This window comes from Roseovarius sp. (assembly GCF_965228755.1).
In the GTDB taxonomy this organism is placed as follows: Bacteria; Pseudomonadota; Alphaproteobacteria; order Rhodobacterales; family Rhodobacteraceae; genus Roseovarius.
On the sequence record NZ_CBDDIG010000008.1, the window covers coordinates 430,962 to 452,791 of the forward strand.

Here is a 21,830-nt window from a genome sequence, read left to right on the forward strand (position 1 = left end):
GTCAGCCTCCGGGCGCGAACTGCGCGATGACCTCGGCCCCGGTCATTTTGTGCGTGTCGCCCGCGAAGGCATAGCCTGCGGGTTTCTCGTCATAGAAGACCTCTTCCGTCAGGGTCACGCCGGAGGGGTCGTCGAGCAGGCCGAGGCAGACGAACATGTCACCCTGGTGCGGGCCGGGGGCGGTGAGGCGGTAAAAGAGGTTGGTGCCGCAGGTCTTGCAGAAGGCGCGCTCGGCCCAGTCGGAAGAGGGGTAGCGGGCGATGCTGTCCTCTCCTTCGAAGGTGGCCTTGCCGGCGGCAACGGGGATCGCGAGATAGACCCCGCCCGACCATTTGCGGCACATGTTGCAATGGCAGGCGCCGGTTTCCTTCGGGGCTTCGGCAAACTCGATCTTCACGGCGCCGCAGAGGCAGGATCCGGTGCAGGTCATTCGGGGGTATCCTTTGATTGGGTGTTTCGGGATCACCCTAGCGGAAGGCCCTGAAAGTTTCTGTCAGGAATGGCCCGCCGGGATTGTCACGGCCACGGTGGCGGGGCAGGGTGGCTCCCGGTGACCGAAAGGAGAGGATCGGGACATGTACAAGGTGATCGGCAGCCGCGCGTCGCGCGGGCTTCGGGTGCTGTGGATGCTGGAGGAGCTGGGCCAGCCCTACGAGCATGTCCCGGCCAAGCCGCGCAGCGACGAGGCATTGGCGGCGAACCCCTCGGGCAAGATCCCGGCGCTGCAGGTCGACGGCGAGACGATCACCGATTCGGTGGCGATCATGACCTACCTGGCCGACCGGCACGGGGCGCTGACCTATGGCGCCGGAACGCTGGAACGGGCGCGGCAGGATGCGCTGACGCTGATGATCCTCGACGAGGTGGAGGGGCTGGTCTGGATGGCGGCGCGGCACAGTTTCGTGCTGCCCGAGGCGCAGCGGATGCCGGAGGTTAAGAAATCGTTAAAGTGGGAGTACGAACAGGTTCTGCCGAGGCTGGAGGCGGCCCTGACCAGCCCGTTCCTGACGGGCGAGATGATGACCATCCCAGACATGCTGCTGGCCCATTGCCTGAGCTGGGCCGAGCGGGCGGGCTTTGCCGAGGCGCCGGCAAAGCTGGCCGACCTGCGTTCCCGGATGGAGGCGCGGGATGCCTTCCAGCGGGTGCTGGCGCTGCCGTGAGGGTGCGCGGCGGATCGTGTCACGCGGCCTCCGGCTTGCCCGCCGGTGTGACTGCCACAGGTTAACGCGGTATGGATGACCCGATCTGCCCGCTCTGCGGCCGCCCGATCCCGCCCGAGGCCCGGCAGAGCCTGCATCACCTCGTGCCCAGGCTGAAGGGCGGCAAGGGCGGGCCGGTCGTGCTGTTGCACCAGATCTGCCATAACGAGATCCACGCCACGCTGACCGAGGCGGAGCTGGCGCGGGAGTATGCCAGCATCGACGCGCTGAAGGCGCATCCGCGGCTGGCGAAGTTCATCCGGTGGGTGGCCAAGCGCCCGCCGGGCTTTCATTCCAAGACACCGGGGGCACGGCGCAAGCGCTAGGCGGTGGCGGGCGTTTCGGCCAATGCTTCCGTGATCCGCTGGGCCATGAAGTCGATCAGCAGGCGTGTCTTTGGGTCCTGGTGGCGGCGGTGGGCGTAGAGGCAGCCGAGCTGTACCGGCACCGGTGGGCAGTCTTCCAGCACCGGCACGAGGCGGCCCGCGGCGAGGTGATCGGCCACCTCGAACCGGGGTTTCAGGATGATGCCGTAGCCGTCGAGCGCCCAGCTCGTCAGCACGTCGCCATCGTCGGATTCGAACGGCCCCTTGACCGAGTAGCGCTCGACCCCGTCGGGGGTTTCCAGCGGCCACTGGAATTCCTGCGCGCCGGGATAGCGGAGGTTGAGGCAGTCATGGGCGCCCGAGGTCAGGTCGGTCGGGCGTTTCGGGTGGCCCTTGTTTTCGAGGTATGCGGGCGCGGCGCAGAGGATGCGGGGGCAGTCGGCAATCTTGCGCATCTTGAGGGTGGAATCGCGCGGCAGCCCGAGGAAGAAGGCCACGTCGAGCCCTTCGCCGGGCAGGTCGAGCGCCCGGTCGGACAGGCGCAGGCGGATGTTGATGAGCGGGTAGGCTTCCTTGAAGGCCGGCACGTGCGGCGCGATCAGGCGGCGGCCGATGCCCAGCGGCGCGGCGATGAACAGCGTGCCGCGCGGCGTGCGGGTGACGGAGGTGATTTCGGCCTCGGCATCCTCGACCGCCTCGAGGATCTTGCAGGCGCCGGGATAGAACAGGCGGCCCTGTTCCGTCGGGTTCAACTGGCGCGTGGTGCGCTGGAACAGGCGGACGCCCAGATGCTCTTCCAGTTGTGAAATCCGGGCCGAGGCGACGGCCGCCGAGATGCGCTGATCACGGGCGGCGGCGGACATGTTGCCCAGTTCGTAGACACGCACGAAGGTCCGGATATTGTCGAGATAGGCCATGGCTCGGTGATCTTCAGGTTCTGTTTGAAACTGATCTGTTTTTTCATTCAATAGAGAAGAATATGCAGGCGCGCTAGGGTGGTGCCGTCTGAAGGAGTTTTCGGCCAATGTACGAACTGACGATCATCTGGGACTGGCTTGGCTTCGCCATCCGCTGGCTGCATGTCATCACGGCGATGGCGTGGATCGGGTCTTCGTTCTACTTCATCGCGCTCGACCTTGGCCTGCGCAAGGCGCCGGACCTGCCGGAGGGGGCGCATGGCGAGGAATGGCAGGTGCATGGCGGCGGGTTCTACCATATCCGCAAGTACCTCGTGGCGCCGGAGCGGATGCCGGAGCACCTGACATGGTTCAAGTGGGAGAGCTATTCGACGTGGCTTTCCGGCGCCGCGCTGCTGGCGGTGGTCTACTGGGCCGGGGCGGAGCTGTACCTGATCGACCGGGCCAAGGCGGATCTGGCCGTCTGGCAGGGGATCGCGATTTCGGCGGCCTCCCTGGGCGTTGGCTGGCTGGTCTATGACCGGCTGTGCAAATCGCCGCTGGGAGAGCGGCCGACGCTGTTGATGGTGCTCTTGTTCGGGCTGCTGGTGGCGATGGGGTGGGGCTATACGCAGGTCTTCACCGGCCGGGCGATGATGCTGCACCTGGGCGCCTTCACGGCAACGATCATGACGGCGAACGTGTTCCTGATCATCATCCCGAACCAGAAGATCGTGGTGGCGGATCTGAAGGCGGGCCGGGTGCCGGATGCCAAGTACGGGAAGATCGCGAAGCTGAGGTCGACGCATAACAACTACCTGACTTTGCCGGTTATTTTCCTGATGTTGAGCAATCATTACCCGCTGGCGTTTGCGACCGAGTGGAACTGGGTCATCGCGGCGCTGGTGTTCCTGATGGGGGTGACGATCCGGCACTGGTTCAACTCGCACCATGCCGGGACGGGCAACCCGCATTGGACATGGGCGGTGACGGTGGTGCTGTTCCTGGCGATCATGTGGCTGTCGACGGCGCCCCTCCGGCAGGGGGATATCGAGGCGGCGGAGGCAAGGGAAATGTCTGCGGCTGAAAGGGTTTACGCCGAGGCCGAAGGGTTCGAGGAGGCCCGCGATATCGTGCTGGGGCGGTGTTCGATGTGCCATGCGCGGGAGCCCGTGTGGCAAGGGGTCAGGCGGGCGCCGAAGAACGTTTTGCTGGAGACGGAGGCGGAGATTGCGGCCCATGCGACGCCGATTTTCCTGCAGTCAGGGGCGAGCCATGCGATGCCGCCGGGGAACGTGACATGGATGGAAGAGGACGAGCGGCGGGCGATCGTTTCGTGGTATCGGGGGGCGAACGGGGGGTGAGTTTCGGCCTGAAATCGACGTCGGTATAACGTCGGTATTTTGTCGGTATTACGTCGGTGCGCGGGGAGGCCCGATATCTTGAAAAGTTATCGGTTCGAAGTCTTTTCAAGACTTCGGTTGGGGGCCTCAGAGGATGTCGAGGGCCTTTTCCGGGGGGCGGGCGATGATGGCCTTGTCGCCGGAAAAGATGACGGGGCGTTCGATGAGTTTCGGGGCCTCGGCCATGGCCTTGAGGAGGGTGTCGTCGGGGTCGGATTTCGACAGGCCCATTTCCTTGAAGACGGCTTCGCCGGTGCGGATCATCTCGATGGCGGGTAGGCCGAGTTTCGACCGGGCGTCCTGGAGTTCGGCGAGGCTGGGCGGCTCGTCGAGGTAGCGGCGGATGGTGATCTCGACGCCGCGTTCCTCGAGCAGGGCGAGGGCCTGTCGGGATTTCGAGCAGCGCGGGTTGTGCCAGATGGTGATCATAGCCAGTCCTTTGTCTTGGTGCCGACGGCGTCGGCCACCGATGCGAAGCCGTCCTGTTCGAGGAGGCGGTCGAGGCCGCGGGCGATGTCTTTGACCAGCGAGAGGCCCTCGTAGACCATGGCGGAGTAGAGTTGCACGGCGGAGGCGCCGGCGCGGATCTTGGCGTAGGCGTCTTCGGCGGAGCTTATGCCGCCGACCCCGATGAGGGGGATGTCGCCGTTGGTGAGTTGCGACAGCTTCGCTAGTACGCGGGTGGATTTCTCGAAGAGCGGGCGGCCGGAGAGGCCGCCGGCCTCGCCCTTCGCGGGGCTTGTCAGGCCCTCGCGGGACAGCGTGGTGTTGGTGGCGATGATGGCGGAAAGGCCCGACTGGCGGGCGACGTCGGCGATCTCAGAGAGTTCTGCGTCGGTCAGGTCGGGGGCGATCTTGAGGAAGATGGGGATCTCTTTCGGCAGGGTGTCGCGGGCGGCCATCACCCCGGCGAGGAGGGAGGCCAGCGCCTCGGCGCCCTGCAGGTCGCGCAGCTTCTCGGTATTGGGGCTGGAGACGTTGACGGTGGCGAAGTCGAGATGGGGGCCACAATGGGCCAGCACGCGGGCGAAATCCTCGGCGCGGTCGGCGCTGTCCTTGTTGGCGCCGAGGTTGAGGCCGATGACGGCGTCGCGGGGGCGGGTGGCGAGGCGGAGGCCGACTGCCTCCATGCCGTCGTTGTTGAAGCCGAAGCGGTTGATGACGGCGCGGTCCTCGGTGAGGCGGAAGAGGCGGGGGCGGGGGTTGCCCGGCTGGGGGCGCGGGGTGACGGCGCCGGCCTCGAGGAAGCCGAATCCGGCGCGGGAGAGGGGGCTGAGGGCGGTGGCGTTCTTGTCGTAGCCCGCGGCAAGGCCCACCGGGTTGGGCAGGTGGAGGCCGGCCAGTTGGGTGCGTAGACGGGGGGAGGTGACGAGGCCCGGCAGCGGCACGGCGCCGAGGCGGAGGGCCTGCAGGCTGAGCCCGTGGGCGGTTTCGGGGTCGAACCGGTGGAGGAGGGAGAGGCCCGCGCGCTCGAGGAGGTTCATCCGAAGGCCCCGCCTGCCTCGGTGGGTTTGCAGCGGATGAGGCGCGAGGTGCGCACGGCGGCCCGTCGGTGGATCACGGCGTCGCGGTACACCGGGTCGGTGACCATTTCGAGGAAGGCGTGGGCCGTGGGGTAGCGGGCGATGAAGGCGTGATTCCACGCCTCCGTCGCGGGGCCGATGAGCATCGCCTGCATCTCGCCCCGCCAGAGGATCGACGCGCCGAGGCGGTCGATGATAGGGGCGGTTTCGGCGCCGTAGCGGCGGTAGGCCTCGGCGCCGGTGAGGCCGGCATTGGCGAGGTCGTGCCCCTCGGGGTAGGCGGCGTGGGAGCGCAGCGCGACGAGGTTGAGCATCTCGATCGGGTGGTCGCGGTCGAGATCCTTGAAGAGCTGGAACTGCGGACGGGTCGGGTCGACATGGCCGGCAATGTCTTCGGGGAAGACGTGCACGCCGCCCGCCAGCGGCAGGGGCTCGACGCGGGCGATGTCGGCAAGGTGCAGCGCGCGGTAGAGATGCGGGAAGAGGGCGCCGCCGCGGGAGGGCTCCCATTTCAGGGCATCGCCCATCTCGTCGGCCTCGACCGAGATGAGAATGAGGTCATCGGCCCCGGCGAAGTGCTTCGCCGCGGTCTCGGCGGCCTGCTGCGGCGTCGAGAAATGGATGTACCCGTCGGCCAGGTCGACCGGCGCTCCGGCGGTTTTGCCGTCGCGGCGCAAGACCTGCCATTCGTCGGCGCGGAAAATCTTGAGGATCAGCATGGCGCGGTGATGCCCCGCCGTCATGCGCCGGTCAAGCGGGAAGGCTTTGACGGATGGCGAAAGGGCGGGCAAACTCCGGGATATACCAACAGGAGATTGAGACCATGCTGACCCGTCTTGCCCTTGCGGGCGTTTTCGCAGCAGCCGCCGGGATGGCGCAGGCCGATTACGTGCTGACCATCCTGCATACCAACGATTTCCACGCCCGGTTCGAGCCGATCAACAAGTACGATTCGACCTGCGGCGAAGAGGACAACCAGGCCGGCGAATGCTTTGGCGGCTCGGCCCGGCTGGCCACGGCGATTGCGGATTTCAAGGCGCACGCGATCAACCCGATCCTGGTCGACGGGGGCGACCAGTTCCAGGGCACGCTGTTCTATACCTATTACAAGGGGCAGCTCGCGGCCGAGATGATGAACCGGCTGGGCTATGACGCGATGACGGTGGGCAACCACGAATTCGACGACGGACCGGAGGTGCTGCGCGGTTTCATGAACGCGGTGGAGTTCCCGGTGCTGATGTCGAACGCGGATGTGAGCGGGGAGCCCCTGCTGGCCGATGTGCTGATGAAATCGACGGTGATCGAGCGCGAGGGCGAGAAGCTGGGGCTGATCGGCCTGACGCCGCAGGATACGGACGAGCTGGCAAGCCCGGGGCCGAACATCATCTTCACCCCGCCGGCCGATGCCGTGCAGGCCGAGGTCGACAAGCTGGAGGAGCAGGGGGTCAACAAGATCATCGTGCTGAGCCATTCGGGCTATGGCGTCGACCTGGCGGTGGCGAAGGCCACGACGGGCGTCGACGTGATCGTGGGCGGGCATTCGAACACGTTCCTGTCGAACGACGACGCTTCGGCTGCCGGTCCCTATCCGACGATGGTGGGCGACACGGCGGTGGTGCAGGCCTATGCCTATGGCAAGTACCTGGGCGAGCTGGTGGTGACCTTCGACGACGCCGGCAAGGTGGTTGACGCGCGGGGCCAGCCGCGGCTGATGGATGCCGCGGTGGCCGAGGACGAGGGCGTGAAGGCGCGGATCACCGAGGCCGCGCAGCCGCTGGAGGAAATCCGCAACAAGGTGGTGGCCGAGGCCGCCGCGCCGATCGGCGGCGACCGGGTGAACTGTCGCTCGGGCGAGTGCGAGATGGGCAACCTGGTGGCCGACGCGATGCTCGACCGGGTGAAGGGGCAGGGGATCGAGGTGGCCTTCATGAACGGCGGCGGCGTTCGGGCCAGCATCGACGCGGGTCCGATCACCATGGGCGAGGTGCTGACGGTGCTGCCCTTCCAGAACACACTGTCGACCTTCCGGGTCAGCGGCGCGGTGCTGAAGGAGGCGCTGGAGAACGGGGTGAGCCAGTTCGAGGAAGGCGCCGGGCGGTTCCCGCAGGTGGCGGGGATGAGCTTTGCCGTGGACCCGACCAAGCCGGTGGGCGAGCGGATCTCCGACGTGATGGTGGGGGGCGAGGCGCTCGATCCGGAGAAGCTCTACGGCGTGGCGTCGAACAACTACATCCGCAATGGCGGGGACGGCTATGCGATGTTCGTCGACGCGCAGGACGCCTATGATTTCGGGCCCGACGTGGCGGACGTGACGGCGGAGTACCTGGCGGCGAACGGGCCTTACACCGCCTATACGGACGGGCGGATCAAGGTGGGGATGCAATAGGAGGCTTGCGGCGGTTCCTGGGGGCCAGCCCCCAGACCCCCGGGATATTTCCGGCCAGAAGAAGCAGGGGCGGGTGCCCACTTTCGGCCGGGTGCCGATGCGGCGGCGAAGCTAGGGACGCGCCGGGAATAACCTGCATTGAGCTGTCAGCCATTTCCCCGCCGCCATGCGTTTCTGAACATGACGGCGATAGGTGTCAGGAGGCAGGGGGTGACTGCGCCGGTGGCGCCGGGAATTGCAGAACCAGCAGGCCGCCACGATGTTGGCGGAGGCGTCCCTCCCCCCTTCGCAGCGTGGAAGGAGATGTTCGGCGGTACAGCGCAGGGCCTTTGGTGGGCGGGCCTGGAGTGAGGCCGCTGGCGCATCCCACATCGGCAGGTCGCAGTAATAGCATCGGCCGTTCTGAGCGATCATCTTTGTTCGGCGGATATCCTTGAGATTTCCCATGCGGTGGGTCCTTTCTTCGACTTCGTGAGAAGCGAATGCGCGGCGCCGCTGTGGACGCTCCCCGGCAGGAAGCTTTTGCTCGCGCGAGACCCGATTGTTCGTGGTTCCGCAATCCGGATGGCGACATCTGGGGGAAACCCCGGCAGATCCGATCAGGCCATGACGAGATCGGGATGGTGAACACCATCCATCGCTTCTCGCAGGGTAGGCGCTGGTATTGTGGCTGTCAATGAGCCCGGCGCGAGTTGCGCCCCAAGGTGATGGATGACGGGCAATTTATCCCGTCTGGCGCGTGGTGCGATTGCCTGGCGTTCTGGCCGCGTGGTGCGTGGCCGTCAGTCTTCTCGCCAGCGACGGGTGGCTGCGGCGATGCGGGCGCCGAAGTGGCGGGCGGTTTCGAGGTCGTGCGCGTCGACCATCTGCGACTTGTCGCGGGAGGAGGTGGCCATCAGGCCGAGATAGCTGCCCGGGGCGTTGAGGCCGGGCTTGTCGGGGTGGACGGGCGCGCCGATCTCGGCCTGGCCGACCCAGATCATGCCCATCTGCGCCGCGTAGACCGCAAGGCGGATGAGGGTGGAGAGCTTGTCGCCCGAGGCGTAGGTGGCGACAGTCAGGCCGCCCGCGATCTTGTCGCGCCAGGGCAGGTCGGGCCAGCGGTCTGCGGCGTCTTCGAGGAAGCGGTCGAAGCCTGCGGCGGTGGAGCCCATGTAGGTGGGCGACGCGAAGAGGATGGCGTGGGCCTGCTGGAGGGTGTGCCAGTCGGCCTCGGTGATCTGTTCCACGTCGATGAGGGCGCCGCCGCCCGCGCCGTCGGCCACCGCTTCGGCCAGTACGCGGGTGTGGCCGTTGCCGGTGAAATAGGGGATGGCGATCAGGGGCGTGTCTGTCATGGCGCGCAGGCTGCGCCGGAACGGGGGCGGGCGCAAGGCGGATTGCGCACAGATGTCTTTGCATACCTGCACCAAAGCGGCCTATCCTGCGGTCGGGACAGGATAATCCGGGGGGCAGATGAGCAAGGTCAGGGAGCAGTACGAGGCGTTTCCCTATCCCGAGAGGGACCCGGAGGAGGAACGGAAAAGGCTGATCACCGGTTCGCCCTCGCTGCCGCAGGAGATCGACCATTTCGTCTTTGGCGGGCAAAGGGACTGGTCGCGGCCCTTGCGGGTGCTGGTGGCAGGGGGCGGGACGGGCGACGGGCTGATCCAGTTGACCACCTTGCTGACGCAGTATGGCAAGCCCTTTGAGGCGGTCTACGTGGACCTGTCGGAGGCCTCGCGCCGGGTGGCGGAGGCACGGGCCAAGGTCAGGGGGCTGAGGAATATCCGCTTCGTCACCGGGAGCCTGCTGGACGCCGGAGAGTACGGCGAATTCGATTACATCGACTGTTGCGGGGTGTTGCATCACCTGCCGGAGCCGGAGGCCGGGTTCGAGGCGTTGAGGGCCGCGCTGGCGCCCGGGGGCGGGATGGGGTTCATGGTCTATGCGCCCTATGGCCGGTCGGGGGTCTACCCGTTGCAGGCGGCGTTCGGGACGCTTTATGGCGACCTGCCGCCGGGGGAGCGGATCGCCAAGGCGCGGGAGGTGTACGAGCGGCTGCCGGAGGGGCATCCGTTCAAGGCGAACCGGAACGTCAGCGATCACAAGAGCGGGGATGCGGGGTTCTACGACCTGCTGCTGCACACGCAGGACCGGGCGTATGACGTGCCCGATCTGCTGGATGTGCTGGAGCGGACGGGCTGGGCGCTGAGCGGGTTCACGGTGTCGGCGCTCTATGACCCGTCGCGGCTGGCGGAGGTGCCGGAGGGGCTGGGCGAGGGGGCGCGGATGGCGCTGGCCGAGCAATTGCTGGGCACGATCCGGACGCATACGGGCTATGCCGTGCCGAAGGCCGAGGCGCGGGGGCCGGCCAGCGGCAGGAACCGCACTCTGGTGCCGCAGATCAAGGGCGTGCAGGCGGCGCAGTTGGCCCGGGCCGTGGCGCAGGGGCAGAAAGTGACGCTGGGCTCGGAGGGGCTGACCGAGGCGCTGGTGCTGCCGAGGGAGGCCGCGCCGCTGATCGGGGCGGTGGACGGGCGGCGAACCCTGTCGGAGATCGCCGCCGCCTGCCGGGCCGACCCGATCGGGTTCGGGGCGCTCTGGGGGAAGGTGGAGGCGAAGCTGATCCCCTGGGGGATGCTGCTTTATTCCTCGGTGCTGCGGTAAGGGCGGCTGCGGTCACGCGCTCGTGCGGGAGTGTTTGTTGATAGGGCCGGGGGTGGCCCTTTAGGCTGACCGGATCGACAGAAGGAGAGCCGATGACGGGGACCAGGGCGCGCAAGGGCTGGATCGACGCAATCATTTTCGACCTCGGCCGACAGGTGCGATGGTCATTCCTGCCGCCGCTGATGGTCTATTTCGCCTACGGGTTCACCGGGCTGACGGCGATCGTGGGCACGTTCTTCGTCAAGGATTACCTCGACCTGTCGGCCGCCTACCTGGCCGGGCTCGCCTTCTGGGCGGGGCTGCCCTGGGCGCTGAAAATGCCGCTGGGGCACCTGGTGGACATCATCTGGAAGTGGAAATGGCTGCTGGTCTGGATCGGGGCCGGGTTGCTGGCGGCGAGTGTCTTCATCATGTACCTCGTGCTGACCGAGCGCGAATTGATGGCGGCGGTGATGCCGCTGAGCTCGTGGTACGTGACGAGCGTCTTGCTGGCGCCTTGCGGCGTGGTGCTGCAGGACGCGGTGGCCGATGCCATGTCGGTCGAGGCGGTGCCCAAGGTGGACGAGGCGGGCAACCCCATTTCGGACGAGGACGAGAAGGCGATGCATGTGACCATGCAGACGCTGGGGCGCTTCGCGCTGATATCCGGCACGGTCGTGGTGGCGGCGCTCAACATCTACATGTTTCGCGATATCGGCGGGCTGAGCCCGGCAGCCAAGGCGGAGATTTACGCGGATATCTACCTGGCCGCGCTGGCGATCCCGGTGATCTCGGTCTCGGGCGTGGTGCTGGCCGGGGTGCAGAAGGCGGTGAAGAAGCGGCGGCTGGAGCGGCAGGGGCTGGCGCGCGAGGAGGTCGAGGCGGCCTTTGCCCGGCCCGACGAGGAGACCACGCCGAACATGTGGTATTTCATCGGCGGCGGCGCCTTCGTGGCGCTGACGCTGATCTTCGGGCTGGGGCAGGTGCCATACGGGCAGGAGATCATCTTTGCCGGCTCGCTGATCATCGTGATCCTGCTGATGCGGCAGCTGGTGGCGGTGCTGCCGGAGGCGCAGGCGAGGACGCTGATCGGGACGGCGGTGATCATCTTCGCCTTCCGCGCCGTGCCGCGGCCGGGCGACGGGCTGGCGTGGTTCAACATCGACGTTCTGGGGTTCGACCAGCAGTTCCTGTCGGTGCTGTCGCTGATCACCTCGGTGCTGACGCTGGCGGGGATGGTGGTGTTGCGGCCGCTGATGGCGCATCGGTCGATCGTCTATATCGTGGTGCTGCTGACGCTGGCGGCGGGGGTTCTGACCCTGCCGAATATCGGGCTGTATTACGGGATACAGGAGATCACCGCGCCGCTGACCGGGGGCGTGGTGGACGCGCGGTTCATCGCGATCCTCGATACGGCGATCGAGTCGCCGCTGGGGCAGATCGCGATGATCCCGATGCTGGCCTGGATCGCGAAGAATGCGCCGGGGGAGTTGAAGGCCACGTTCTTCGCGGTGATGGCGTCGTTCACCAACCTGGCGCTGTCGGCGAGCACGCTGGGGACCAAGTATCTCAACCGGGTCTACGCCATCCGGCGCGAGGTGACCGACCCGGAAAGCGGGGCGGTGACGATGCAGCAGGACTATTCGGAGCTGGGCTGGCTGCTGATCACGGTGGCGGTGGTAACGGTGGTCGTGCCGCTGGTGGTGGTGGCGATGATCCAGCGGAGCCGGCTCAGAAGCGTGGATTAGCGCTTGCGGAGGAGGGCGGGGTGTCAATACTCCGTGGGTATGATGGGATTGATCACACGATTTGTGGCGGTCGCGCTGGCGGCCCTGCTGGCGGGGCCGGTGGCGGCGGATGAAATCACGGTCTTCGCGGCGGCGAGCCTGAAGACCGCGCTGGACGAGGTGGCCGCCGGGTTCGAGGCGGCGGCCGGGCACGAGGTGACGGTCTCCTATGCCGGGTCGTCGGCGCTGGCGCGGCAGATCGAGCTGGGGGCGCCGGCGGATGTGTTCATCTCGGCCAATCCCGACTGGATGGACCGGCTGGAGGAGGCCGGGAAGGTCGAGCCCGGTACGCGGATCGACCTGCTGGGCAACCGGATCGTTCTGATCGCCCACGGGCAGGGGGAGCCGGTGGAGATCGGGCCGGACATGGACCTTGGCGCGATGCTGGGCGAGGGGCGGCTGGCGATGGCGCTGGTGGATGCGGTGCCGGCGGGGATTTACGGCAAGGCGGCGCTGGAGAGCCTCGGGCAGTGGCAGGCGGTCGAGGAATCGGTCGTGCAGGCCGACAACGTCCGCGCCGCGCTGAAGCTGGTGGCGATCGGCGAGGCGCCGATGGGCGTGGTCTATGCCACCGATGCGGCGGCGGAGGCGGGCGTGAGCGTGCTGGGTGAGTTCCCCGAGGACAGCCACCCGCCCATCGTCTACCCGGCGGCGGCGATGAGCGGGCAGGTCGGGCCGATGGTGGCCGAGTTCCTAGGCTACCTGCAAAGCGGGGCGGCGCGCGAGGTGTTCGAGCGGCACGGGTTCACCGTGCTGGCGGACTGACCGGCATGGGATGGCTTGGCCCCGAGGAGTGGCAGGCGGTGGCGCTGTCGCTTCGGGTGTCGTTCTGGGCGACGCTGGTGGCGCTGCCGCTGGGTATCTTCACAGCCTATGCGCTGGCGCGGTGGCGGTTTCCGGGCAAGCAGGTGGTGAACGGGCTGGTGCACCTGCCGCTGATCCTGCCGCCGGTGGTGACGGGGTACCTGCTGTTGCTGACCTTTGGCACGACGGGGCCGGTGGGGGGGGTGCTGGAGAAGGTGGGAATCGTCTTTGCCTTCCGCTGGACCGGGGCGGCGCTGGCGGCCGGGGTGATGGCGTTTCCGCTGATGGTGCGGGCGATAAGGTTGTCGATCGAGGCGGTGGACCCGAAGCTCGAGGAGGCGGCGGCGACTTTGGGGGCGTCACGGGCCTGGGTGTTCGTGACGGTGACCTTGCCGCTCATCCTGCCGGGGGTCTTGGCCGGGGCCATATTGGCCTTCGCCAAGGCGATGGGAGAGTTCGGGGCGACGATTACGTTTGTCTCCAACATTCCGGGTCAGACGCAGACCTTGCCCTCGGCGGTCTATGCCTTCCTGCAGGTGCCGGGCGGCGAGGGGCCGGCGATGCGGCTGGTGATCGTGTCGGTGGTGATCGCCATGGGCGCGCTGTTGTTGTCCGAAGTGGTGGCGCGGCGCGCGGCGGCACGGGTGGCGGGCGGATGACGCTGGCGGTGGATATCGGGCATACGCTGGGCGGGTTCCGGCTGGAGGTGTCCTTCGAGGCGCCGCCGGGGGTGACGGTGTTGTTCGGGCGGTCGGGGTCGGGGAAGACCTCGGTGGTCAATGCCGTGGCGGGGCTGTTGAAGCCCGACCGGGGGCGCGTGGCGGTGGACGGCGCGGTGCTGGTCGATACGGACGCGGGCCGGTGGCTGCCGCCGCATCGGCGCAGGCTGGGCTATATCTTCCAGGAGGGGCGTCTCTTCCCGCATATGACGGTGAAGCAGAACCTGTCCTATGGACGGTGGTTCGCCGGAAGGGATGCGACCGAGAGCATGGATCACGTGATCGACATGCTGGGGATCGGGCATCTGCTGTCGCGGCGGCCGGGCGGATTGTCGGGCGGCGAGAAGCAGCGGGTGGCGATTGGCCGGGCATTGCTGGCGGGGCCGCGTTTGTTGCTGGCGGATGAGCCGCTGGCGGCGCTGGACGAGGGGCGGAAGGCGGAGATCCTGCCTTATTTCGAGCGGCTGCGGGACGAGGTGTCGGTGCCGATCCTCTATGTCAGCCATTCGGCGGCGGAGGTGGCAAGGCTGGCAACCACGGTGGTGGTCTTGCAGGACGGCTGGGTCGTGCGGCAGGGACCGGCGGGCGAGGTGCTGAGCGATCCGGAGGTGATGCCGACGGGGGTGCGGGGCGCCGGGGCGCTGCTGGTGGCCAGGGTGGCGCGGCATCACGAGGACGGGTTGACCGAGCTGGAGGCGGGCGGCGCGGCGCTGTTCCTGCCGCGGCTCGCGCAAGAGGCGGGGCGCGAGGTGCGGGTGCGCGTGGCGGCGCATGACGTGATCCTGTCGCGGGAGAAACCGGTGGGCTTGTCGGCGCTGAACCTGCTGCCGGGCACGGTCTCGGCGGTTCGGCCGGGGGAGGGGCCGGGGATGCTGGTGTCGCTGGACACGCCCGCCGGCACGGTGCTGGCGCGGGTGACGCGGCGCTCGGCACAGGCGCTGGGGATCGAAGCGGGGGCGGAGTGCTACGCGGTCATCAAGACGGTGGCGATCGCGCCCGAGGATGTGGGCGGGCTTTGACCGGCAGGGCGGGCGCCGCACAGATTTCTTGACGCGTGCCGCCGCGATGGCCGACAGTGGCAGGACCGAGACCGTCGAAACAGGGGCCGGCTGCGATGTCAGGCCGTGACCGGCGGGAAGGGCAGATTGCAGGCGAGACAGGGTCGCGGTGGCGATGGCCACCTCTCCTTTGTTCGGGCAGCGCAACGCTGGCTTGAAACAGGGAGGAACATCATGCGGGTCTTTACGGTTCTCGGACCATCGCAATCCGGTAAATCGACATTGGTGGAGGGGCTGATCGGGTTGGAGGAGCAGCGCGCGCAGGTGCTCGACATTCCCGGCGTGGCGAAGGTGAGCCAGTTCGGTTTCATGGGCGATGACTGGACGGCGGTGGATATTGCCGGTGGCGCGGAAAACCTCTCGACGGCGGGGCCCGCGCTGGCGGGGAGCGATGCGGCGGTGCTCTGCGTCGGGGCCGATCCCGAGGCCGCGGTGCTGGCGGCCCCCTATTTCCGGGTGATCGAAGAAGCAGGGGTTCCCTGCTTTCTTTTTGTGAACCGGGTGGATGCGGCGGCGGGCCGGATGAGCGAGGTGATCGCGGCGTTGCAGGTGTACTGCCGGCACGGGATCGCGTTGCGGCAGGTGCCGATACGCGAGGACGGGGTGATTGTCGGGGCGGTGGACCTGATATCGGAACGGGCCTGGCAGTACCAGGAGGGCATGCCCTCGGCGCTGGTGGAAATCCCCGACAGCGTGGCGAGCCGCGAGCAGGAGGCGCGCGAGCATCTGCTGGAGGCGCTGGCGGATTTCGATGACGGGCTGATGGAGCAGCTGATCGAGGACAAGCAGCCGCTGACCGAGGATGTCTATCATACGGCGACGAGCGTGTTGCAGCATCATGACCTCGTGCCCGCATTGATGGGCTCGGCCGAGCATCGCAACGGGATGCTGCGGTTGATGAAGTCGCTGCGGCACGAGGCGCCGGGGGTCGAGGTGGCCCGTGAGCGGCTGTCGGAGGGCGCGAAGCCGGTGGCCGTGGGGCTGCTGGCCGATCACGTGAAGCACTTGGGCAAGACGGTAATGATACGGGCGCTGGGCGACGGCCTGGGCAATGGCAAGAACCTTGGCGGCAAGGCGGTGGGGAGCATCACCGGGCTCGATGCCAAGTCGCCCCTGCCGGAACTGGCGCCGGGGGATGTGGGGCTGACGATGAAGTCGGACCACCTGAAGGCGGGAGAGGTTTACGAGGCCGGGGCGGCGCATCCGTTGCCGGGCTGGGCCTGTGCGCATGAGCCGGGTTATCGGCGGCTGATTCAGCCGGCGCATGAGCGGGACGAGGCAAGGCTGTCCTCGGCGCTGGAGCGGTTGTCGGAGATAGATACCGGGATACGGGTCGAGCAGGATGCGCAGTCGGGTCATGCCGTGCTTTGCGGGCAGGGGCCGCAGCATTTCCGGCGGCTGGCCGCGAAGCTGGCGGACGGGTTCGGGATCGAGGTGACGGAGCATCACGTGCCGCCCGCCTATCGCGAGACGATCCGCAAGCCGGTGTCGTGCCATCACCGGCACCGGAAACAGTCGGGCGGGGCGGGGCAGTTTGCCGACGTGGTGATCGACGTGGCGCCGCTGGGCCGCGGCGGTGGGGAAACCTTCGACGAGGTGGTGAAGGGCGGCGCCGTGCCGCGCAACTATATTCCGGCGGTGGAGGCCGGGGTGCGCGATGCGCTGACCGAGGGGCCGAACGGGTTTCCGGTGGTCGATGTGAGCGTGACGCTGAAGGACGGCAAGCACCATTCGGTCGACAGTTCCGACTTTGCCTTCCGCACCGCCGGGAAGAACGCGATGAAGGAGGCGATGGCGGAAAGCGGCGCGACGGTGCTGGAGCCGATCGCGCAGGTGCTGATCCACGTGCCCTCGGTCTATGCCGGGGGGCTGGTGCCGACGATTTCCGGCATGAAGGGGCAGGTGATGGGGTTCGAGGGCCACCCGACCGCCGCCGGGTGGGACGTGTTCCGCGCGATGCTGCCGATGACGGCGCTGGACGAACTGACCCATACGCTGGCGAGTGCGGCAAGGGGAACGGCGTGGTTTACGGCGGAGTTCGATCACTACACCGAGGTTCGGGCGGAGGAGTTGGCGAAGGCTTGATCAGCTTGGGGTGATTGTGGCGCGAGGCCCCGGCTCGGGGGCCGGGGCGGGTGTTATGGTTTGAGGGCGGCGAGGGCCGTTTTCAGGTCGAGCGCGCCGTCGTAGAGGGCGCGGCCGGAGATGGCGCCGTTGAGCGGGGCGCCGCAGTCCCGGAGGGCCAGCAGGTCGTCGAGGCTGGAGACGCCGCCGGAGGCGATGACGGGGATCGAGACGGCGTTGGCCAGTGCCGCCGTGGCCTCGATGTTGGGGCCCTGCATGGCGCCGTCGCGGTTGATGTCGGTGTAGATGATCGCGGCGACGCCGGCGTCTTCGAAGGAGCGGGCGAGGTCGGTGACCTGCACGTCGGTTTCCTCGGCCCAGCCGCGGGTGGCGACGAGGCCGTTGCGGGCGTCGATGCCGACGGCGACCTGGCCGGGGAAGGCGCCTGCCGCCTCGCGCACGAGGGCGGGGTTTTCGACGGCCACGGTGCCGAGGATGACGCGGCGCAGGCCCTTTGCCAGCCAGCGCTCGATGGTGGCCATGTCGCGGATGCCGCCGCCGAGCTGGGCGGGGACATTGACGCGCTCGAGGATCGCCTCGACCGCCGCGGCGTTCACCGGCTCGCCCGCGAAGGCGCCGTTCAGGTCGACGAGGTGCAACCATTCGCAGCCCGCCTCGACGAATTGCGCGGCCTGGCTGGCCGGGTCGTCATTGAAGACGGTGGCCTTGTCCATCTCGCCTTTGAGCAGTCGGACGGCCTGGCCGTCCTTGAGGTCGATCGCGGGGTAGAGGATCATCGGCGCGGGTTCCTTTCGTTGCCGTGCCGGGCTTTGGCATGACGCTGCGAAAAATGCAACGCGACCCGACGTCAGACTTGATCGGTTGCGGGAAGGGCCCTCAAGCTGGGGCCATGTTTTCAAGGGAGGAGAACCTATGCGAAAACTCGGAATGATGATCGGCGCGCTTTGCGTGAGCGCAGGCGCGGCCTTCGCCGACCCGGTGGAAGGCACGTGGAAAACCGAGCCGGGCGACAGCGGCGGATACCTGCATGTCAGCGTCTACAGCTGCGGCGAGGCGATCTGTGGCGCGATCCGCAAGGCGTTCAATGCCGAAGGCCAGTCGAACGACAGCTACGAGCATCTCAACAAGCGGATGCTGTGGGACATGCAGGCGGAAGGCGGCGGCCAGTATGGCAACGGCAAGATCTGGGCGCCGGACCGGGGCAAGACGTACAATTCGAAGATGTCGCTGAACGGGAACACGCTGACAGTCGAAGGGTGTGTCGCGGTGTTCTGCCGGGGACAGACCTGGACGCGGGTTCAGTGATCTGAGGCACGGGAGGGGGCGCTGCGCCTAGCGTTGAATTTCCAGCGGAAATTCAACGCCTCCCCCGGGATATTTCGGGCCAGAAGAAGCCGGGGCGGTGTGCTCCGGCTTTCACTTTTCCGGAAATACTCCCGCCGGAGGCATGAAAGTTCTTCTGGTACTCACGGCGCCCAGCGGAGGAAGTTAGCGATCATGCGGAGGCCGGTGGACTGGCTTTTCTCGGGGTGGAACTGGGTGCCGACGATGTTGTCGCGGCCGACGACGGCGGTAACGTCGCCGCCATAGTCGCAATGGGCGAGGCGGTGGGCCGGGTCGGCCACCTGGAACTGGTAGGAATGGACGAAATAGGCGTGGTGGCCGGTGTCGATGCCCTCGAAGATCGGGTGGGGGTGGTCGAGGATCAGATCGTTCCAGCCCATGTGGGGGATCTTGAGCGACGGGTCCGAGGGCGAAATGGCGGCGACGGTGCCGGGGATCCAGTCGAAGCCGGCGGTCTCGGTGTATTCGAGGCCGCGCGTCGCCATCATCTGCATGCCGATGCAGATGCCCATGAAGGGGCGGCCGCCCTTGATGACGGCTTCCTCAATGGCTTCGAACAGGCCGCGGTGGTCGTAGAGTTCCTTCTGGCAGGCCGGGAAGGCGCCGTCGCCGGGCAGGACCACGCGGGAGGCGCGGCGCACGGTGTCGGGGTCGGAGGTGACCACGACCGCGCCCGCGCCGGTCTCGGCCGCCATGCGCTGGAACGCCTTCTCGGCCGAGTGCAGGTTGCCGCTTTCGTAATCGACGATGACGGTGGTCATGGGGCTACAGCGCGCCCTTGGTCGAGGGGATCGCGTCGGCCTTGCGCGGGTCGGTCTCGACCGCGTCGCGCAGGGCGCGGGCGACGGCCTTGAAGGCCGCCTCGGCGATGTGGTGGCTGTTGAAGCCGTGCAGCGCGTCGACATGGAGGGTGATGCCGCCATGGGTGCTGAGCGCCTGGAAGAATTCGCGAACGAGCTCGGTGTCGAACGTGCCGATCTTCGGCGTGGGCAGGTCGACGTTCCAGACGAGGAAGGGCCGGCCCGAGAGGTCGAGCGCCGCGCGCACGAGGGCGTCGTCCATCGGCAGGAGGCAGGCGCCGTAGCGGGTGATGCCTGTCTTGTCGCCCACCGCCTCGCGCAGGGCCTGGCCGAGGGCGATGCCCACGTCCTCGACGGTGTGGTGGTCGTCGATATGCAGGTCGCCGGTGCAGCGGACCCGCATGTCGATGAGCGAGTGGCGCGCCAGCTGGTCGAGCATGTGGTCGAAGAAGCCCACGCCCGTTTCGTTGTCATACTGGCCGGTGCCGTCGAGATCGACGGTGACGTCGATCTCGGTCTCGGCGGTTTTCCGGGTGATCTGGCTTTTGCGCATCCGTGGAATCCGTCAGTGGTTTCGCGCCCTTATAGGGGCGCGCGGGGCGCAGGCCAAGGGCGAGTTCGGGCGGCGGAGGTCAGGCGGCGGCGGGTTGGGCGCGCATGTCGGTCAGGATCTCGGCGGCGATCTCGAAGGAGCGGAGGCGGGCGGCGTGATCGTGGATCATGCCGGTGATCATCAGCTCGTCGGGCTGGAAGGTGTCGATCAGGGTGCCGAGCTGTTGCCGCACGCGGTCGGGGGAGCCTGTGGCCGAGCAGGAGAGCGCCTCGCGGACCTGGGCCAGGACCGGCGCGGGGATCTCCGCTTCGACATTCTCGACCGGGCGGGGCAGCTTGCCCGGCTTGCCGGTTCTGAGGCGGGCGAAGGCGAGGAGTTGCGAGGAGCGGTGATAGGTCGCCTCCTCGTCTGTATCGGCGGCGCAGACGCCGGCGGCCATCATCAGGTGGGGTTTGTCGAGGAATTCCGAGGGGCGGAAGGTCTGGCGGTAGGTCTCGATCGCCTGTTCCAGCATCGCGGGCGCGAAGTGGGAAGCGAAGGCGTAGGGCAGGCCGAGATAGGCCGCGAGCTGCGCGCCGTAGAGGCTGGAGCCGAGAATCCAGACGGGCACATGGGTGCCGGTGCCGGGGATGGCGCGGACGGTAGCGTTCTCGGGCATGTCGCCGAGATAGGCGATCAGCTCCTGCACGTCCTGCGGGAAGCTGTCTTCGGGGGCCATGTGGCGGCGGAGCGCGCGGGCGGTGGCCATGTCGGTGCCCGGCGCGCGGCCGAGGCCGAGGTCGATGCGGTTCGGGTAGAGGGTGGCGAGCGTGCCGAATTGCTCGGCGATCACCAGCGGCGCGTGGTTGGGCAGCATGATGCCGCCCGCGCCGATGCGCATGGTGCTGGTGGCGGCCGCGACCTGGCCGATCACGAGGGAGGTGGCGGCGCTGGCGATGCCGGGCATGTTGTGATGCTCGGCCAGCCAGTAGCGGTGATAGCCGAAGCGCTCGGCGTGTTGGGCGAGATCGACCGTTCCGGCCAGCGCGTCGGCGGCGGTTTTCCCCTCGGGGACGGGGGAGAGGTCGAGGAGCGAGAAATTCTGCATGGGAGGGCCTCCGTTCCCGGTGAAGCTAATCATCGCCGGGGGAGAGGCCAAGGGTGGAGGTGGGGAGAAAACCGGCGACCCCACGGCACGCGGGCCGGGGTGGGCCTAGTCTGATCTGTGGGAAGAAGAATTGGAGCGGGTGATGAGATTCGAACTCACGACATTTACCTTGGCAAGGTAACGCTCTACCCCTGAGCTACACCCGCATCCTTGGGTGAGGCGTGAGATATAAAGACTCAGGCGCCGCTGCAAGGGGAAAATGCAGCAGGGTGCAGGATTTTTCGGCGGAAAGCGGCAGGCTTCAGAAGAGCGCGTGGCCGATCAGGCCGAGGGCGGTGGCCATGAACATGGTGAAGGTGAGGACCATGCCGGCCTGGCGCAGGCGCAGGATCTGGGGGGTGGAGCCCATGCCGACGGCATGAAGCAGGCGGCCGGCGACGAGCGTGCCGCCGAGCAGGTGCAGCGCCCAGAAGGGGGCGCCCTGAAGCTCGGCCAGCAACAGGAGGATCACGCCGAAGGGGGCGTATTCGGCGCAGTTGGCCTGCACCCGGATGCGCTTGCGGAGGTTCTTGTCGTCCTCGTCGCCAAGGGAGATGCGCGCCGAGAAGCGGTAGAAGATGACCCGGAAGCTGAGGAAGACCAGCAGGAGGGCGAGAAGGCCCGCGTAGAGGGGAGTGGCGGTGAGGGGCAAGGGGAGGCTCCTGTTCGGGGTTACCAGCCGGGTGGGATCGGCTGGTCGGACAGCATCGCGCGGACCTGTGCGCGGGTTGCGGCATCGAGATCGTCGAGGATGACGCGGGTAGTGTAGTTGCCGTAGGCTTTCCCGCCCATGTAATACGCCCAGTCGAAGATCTGTTCGCGAGAGAAACGGACCGCGTCACCATAGGCGAACCCGTCCATGTAGAGCGGGTCGTTGTCGAGTTGGCCCGTCCATCTTGCGCCGGCCTTCGCAAGGTTCCTGACCCAGATCACCTCGACCCCGTGCCGTCCGACGTCGAAGCCGACCTTGACCGACGCGTCCGGGGCGGCGCTGCCCGAGCTGTCGAAGGTGTTGCGGACGAAGAGATCGAGCGTGTTCTGCGCGTCTTCGACCGCCGCGTTCATGTGGGTGTCGGTGTTATGATAGGGCGTCACGCCTTCGACGGCTTCCAGCGCGGTGGCCGAGAGCAGGAACAGGGCCAGCAGGGCGGAAAGGTGTTTCATGGCAAGACGTTGGCTCCGACAACAAA

General features: G+C 67.5%; 24 protein-coding genes, 1 tRNA gene and 1 pseudogene. 11 read left to right on the plus strand and 15 right to left on the minus strand.

Annotated elements, in window-relative coordinates:
- Window position 1: 1 nt before the first annotated feature.
- Complete coding sequence (locus ACO07J_RS15910; RefSeq protein ID WP_422030706.1) at window positions 2-430, minus strand: GFA family protein; 429 nt, start codon at window positions 428-430, stop codon at window positions 2-4.
- Between the two features lie 145 nt (window positions 431-575).
- On the opposite strand from ACO07J_RS15910, the gene ACO07J_RS15915 reads away from it, so the two are divergent.
- The gene (locus ACO07J_RS15915) at window positions 576-1,163 is read left to right on the plus strand and encodes a glutathione S-transferase family protein (RefSeq protein WP_422030708.1); all 588 of its coding nucleotides are present in this window, start codon (window positions 576-578) and stop codon (window positions 1,161-1,163) included.
- 71 nt (window positions 1,164-1,234) lie between these two features.
- Window positions 1,235-1,528, plus strand: a complete 294-nt coding sequence (locus ACO07J_RS15920; RefSeq protein ID WP_422030710.1) for an HNH endonuclease — start codon at window positions 1,235-1,237, stop codon at window positions 1,526-1,528.
- Here ACO07J_RS15920 and ACO07J_RS15925 read toward each other — a convergent pair.
- Window positions 1,525-2,445 carry a LysR family transcriptional regulator gene (locus ACO07J_RS15925; protein WP_422030712.1) on the minus strand — a complete coding sequence of 307 codons (921 nt, stop codon included), beginning with the start codon at window positions 2,443-2,445 and terminating at the stop codon, window positions 1,525-1,527. The two genes, ACO07J_RS15920 and ACO07J_RS15925, sit on opposite strands and share 4 nt — an antisense overlap.
- Before the next feature lie 107 nt (window positions 2,446-2,552).
- Between ACO07J_RS15925 and ACO07J_RS15930 the strand changes: the two genes are divergently transcribed.
- Window positions 2,553-3,788, plus strand: a complete 1,236-nt coding sequence (locus ACO07J_RS15930; RefSeq protein WP_422030714.1) for a urate hydroxylase PuuD — start codon at window positions 2,553-2,555, stop codon at window positions 3,786-3,788.
- Window positions 3,789-3,914: 126 nt separating this feature from the next.
- Here ACO07J_RS15930 and arsC read toward each other — a convergent pair whose 3' ends face one another.
- The 4 genes and pseudogenes from arsC to ACO07J_RS15950 all read right to left on the minus strand — a co-directional run.
- Complete coding sequence (gene arsC, locus ACO07J_RS15935) at window positions 3,915-4,256, minus strand: arsenate reductase (glutaredoxin) (RefSeq protein WP_422030716.1); 342 nt, start codon at window positions 4,254-4,256, stop codon at window positions 3,915-3,917.
- Complete coding sequence (locus ACO07J_RS15940; protein WP_422030718.1) at window positions 4,253-5,311, minus strand: quinone-dependent dihydroorotate dehydrogenase; 1,059 nt, start codon at window positions 5,309-5,311, stop codon at window positions 4,253-4,255. The genes arsC and ACO07J_RS15940 overlap by 4 nt, the downstream gene beginning before the upstream one ends.
- Window positions 5,308-5,664, minus strand: a complete 357-nt coding sequence (locus ACO07J_RS15945; protein WP_422030907.1) for a DUF1330 domain-containing protein — start codon at window positions 5,662-5,664, stop codon at window positions 5,308-5,310. Before ACO07J_RS15945 ends, ACO07J_RS15940 begins: the two co-directional genes overlap by 4 nt.
- Window positions 5,665-5,745: 81 nt before the next feature.
- Window positions 5,746-6,069, minus strand: a pseudogene (locus ACO07J_RS15950) (DUF952 domain-containing protein); the annotation flags it as partial.
- 104 nt (window positions 6,070-6,173) lie between these two features.
- Here ACO07J_RS15950 and ACO07J_RS15955 point away from each other — a divergent pair.
- On the plus strand, window positions 6,174-7,736 hold the full coding sequence (locus ACO07J_RS15955; protein WP_422030720.1) for a bifunctional metallophosphatase/5'-nucleotidase: 1,563 nt from the start codon (window positions 6,174-6,176) through the stop codon (window positions 7,734-7,736).
- 111 nt (window positions 7,737-7,847) lie between these two features.
- On the opposite strand, the gene ACO07J_RS15960 is transcribed toward ACO07J_RS15955, so the two are convergent.
- Entirely contained in the window at window positions 7,848-8,183 is a 336-nt protein-coding gene (locus ACO07J_RS15960) for an HNH endonuclease (RefSeq protein ID WP_422030722.1), read from the minus strand.
- 335 nt (window positions 8,184-8,518) lie between these two features.
- Window positions 8,519-9,073, minus strand: a complete 555-nt coding sequence (locus ACO07J_RS15965) for a flavodoxin family protein (protein WP_422030724.1) — start codon at window positions 9,071-9,073, stop codon at window positions 8,519-8,521.
- A gap of 118 nt (window positions 9,074-9,191) precedes the next feature.
- On the opposite strand from ACO07J_RS15965, the gene ACO07J_RS15970 reads away from it, so the two are divergent.
- The 6 genes from ACO07J_RS15970 to ACO07J_RS15995 all read left to right on the plus strand — a co-directional run bounded on the left by ACO07J_RS15970 (window position 9,192) and on the right by ACO07J_RS15995 (window position 16,817).
- On the plus strand, window positions 9,192-10,385 hold the full coding sequence (locus ACO07J_RS15970; RefSeq protein ID WP_422030726.1) for a class I SAM-dependent methyltransferase: 1,194 nt from the start codon (window positions 9,192-9,194) through the stop codon (window positions 10,383-10,385).
- A gap of 92 nt (window positions 10,386-10,477) precedes the next feature.
- Window positions 10,478-12,112, plus strand: a complete 1,635-nt coding sequence (locus ACO07J_RS15975) for a hypothetical protein (RefSeq protein WP_422030728.1) — start codon at window positions 10,478-10,480, stop codon at window positions 12,110-12,112.
- 42 nt (window positions 12,113-12,154) lie between these two features.
- The gene (gene modA, locus ACO07J_RS15980) at window positions 12,155-12,916 is read left to right on the plus strand and encodes a molybdate ABC transporter substrate-binding protein (protein WP_422030730.1); all 762 of its coding nucleotides are present in this window, start codon (window positions 12,155-12,157) and stop codon (window positions 12,914-12,916) included.
- 5 nt (window positions 12,917-12,921) lie between these two features.
- Window positions 12,922-13,614, plus strand: a complete 693-nt coding sequence (gene modB, locus ACO07J_RS15985; RefSeq protein WP_422030732.1) for a molybdate ABC transporter permease subunit — start codon at window positions 12,922-12,924, stop codon at window positions 13,612-13,614.
- Window positions 13,611-14,693 (plus strand): molybdenum ABC transporter ATP-binding protein, encoded by a 1,083-nt coding sequence (gene modC, locus ACO07J_RS15990; protein ID WP_422030734.1) that lies wholly within the window; start codon window positions 13,611-13,613, stop codon window positions 14,691-14,693. The genes modB and modC overlap by 4 nt, the downstream gene beginning before the upstream one ends.
- Window positions 14,694-14,906: 213 nt before the next feature.
- Window positions 14,907-16,817: an elongation factor G gene (locus tag ACO07J_RS15995; protein ID WP_422030736.1), complete on the plus strand. Its 1,911-nt coding sequence runs from the start codon at window positions 14,907-14,909 to the stop codon at window positions 16,815-16,817.
- A 53-nt stretch (window positions 16,818-16,870) separates the two neighbouring features.
- On the opposite strand, the gene hisA is transcribed toward ACO07J_RS15995, so the two are convergent.
- Window positions 16,871-17,593, minus strand: a complete 723-nt coding sequence (gene hisA, locus ACO07J_RS16000; protein WP_422030738.1) for a 1-(5-phosphoribosyl)-5-[(5-phosphoribosylamino)methylideneamino]imidazole-4-carboxamide isomerase — start codon at window positions 17,591-17,593, stop codon at window positions 16,871-16,873.
- 136 nt (window positions 17,594-17,729) lie between these two features.
- Between hisA and ACO07J_RS16005 the strand changes: the two genes are divergently transcribed.
- The gene (locus ACO07J_RS16005) at window positions 17,730-18,122 is read left to right on the plus strand and encodes a DUF2147 domain-containing protein (protein WP_422030740.1); all 393 of its coding nucleotides are present in this window, start codon (window positions 17,730-17,732) and stop codon (window positions 18,120-18,122) included.
- A 161-nt stretch (window positions 18,123-18,283) separates the two neighbouring features.
- Here the strand turns inward: ACO07J_RS16005 and hisH are convergent, their stop codons facing one another.
- The 6 genes from hisH to ACO07J_RS16035 form a co-directional block, all read right to left on the minus strand.
- On the minus strand, window positions 18,284-18,922 hold the full coding sequence (gene hisH / locus ACO07J_RS16010) for an imidazole glycerol phosphate synthase subunit HisH (RefSeq protein ID WP_422030742.1): 639 nt from the start codon (window positions 18,920-18,922) through the stop codon (window positions 18,284-18,286).
- A gap of 4 nt (window positions 18,923-18,926) precedes the next feature.
- Window positions 18,927-19,514, minus strand: coding sequence for an imidazoleglycerol-phosphate dehydratase HisB (hisB, locus tag ACO07J_RS16015; RefSeq protein WP_422030744.1), 588 nt, complete (start codon window positions 19,512-19,514; stop codon window positions 18,927-18,929).
- 79 nt (window positions 19,515-19,593) lie between these two features.
- Window positions 19,594-20,601, minus strand: coding sequence for an LLM class flavin-dependent oxidoreductase (locus ACO07J_RS16020; RefSeq protein ID WP_422030746.1), 1,008 nt, complete (start codon window positions 20,599-20,601; stop codon window positions 19,594-19,596).
- Between the two features lie 131 nt (window positions 20,602-20,732).
- Window positions 20,733-20,807: transfer RNA gene (locus ACO07J_RS16025), tRNA-Gly, on the minus strand.
- A 95-nt stretch (window positions 20,808-20,902) separates the two neighbouring features.
- Window positions 20,903-21,292: an MAPEG family protein gene (locus tag ACO07J_RS16030; RefSeq protein WP_422030748.1), complete on the minus strand. Its 390-nt coding sequence runs from the start codon at window positions 21,290-21,292 to the stop codon at window positions 20,903-20,905.
- 20 nt (window positions 21,293-21,312) lie between these two features.
- Entirely contained in the window at window positions 21,313-21,804 is a 492-nt protein-coding gene (locus ACO07J_RS16035; protein ID WP_422030750.1) for a DUF2314 domain-containing protein, read from the minus strand.
- Window positions 21,805-21,830 lie beyond the last annotated feature (26 nt).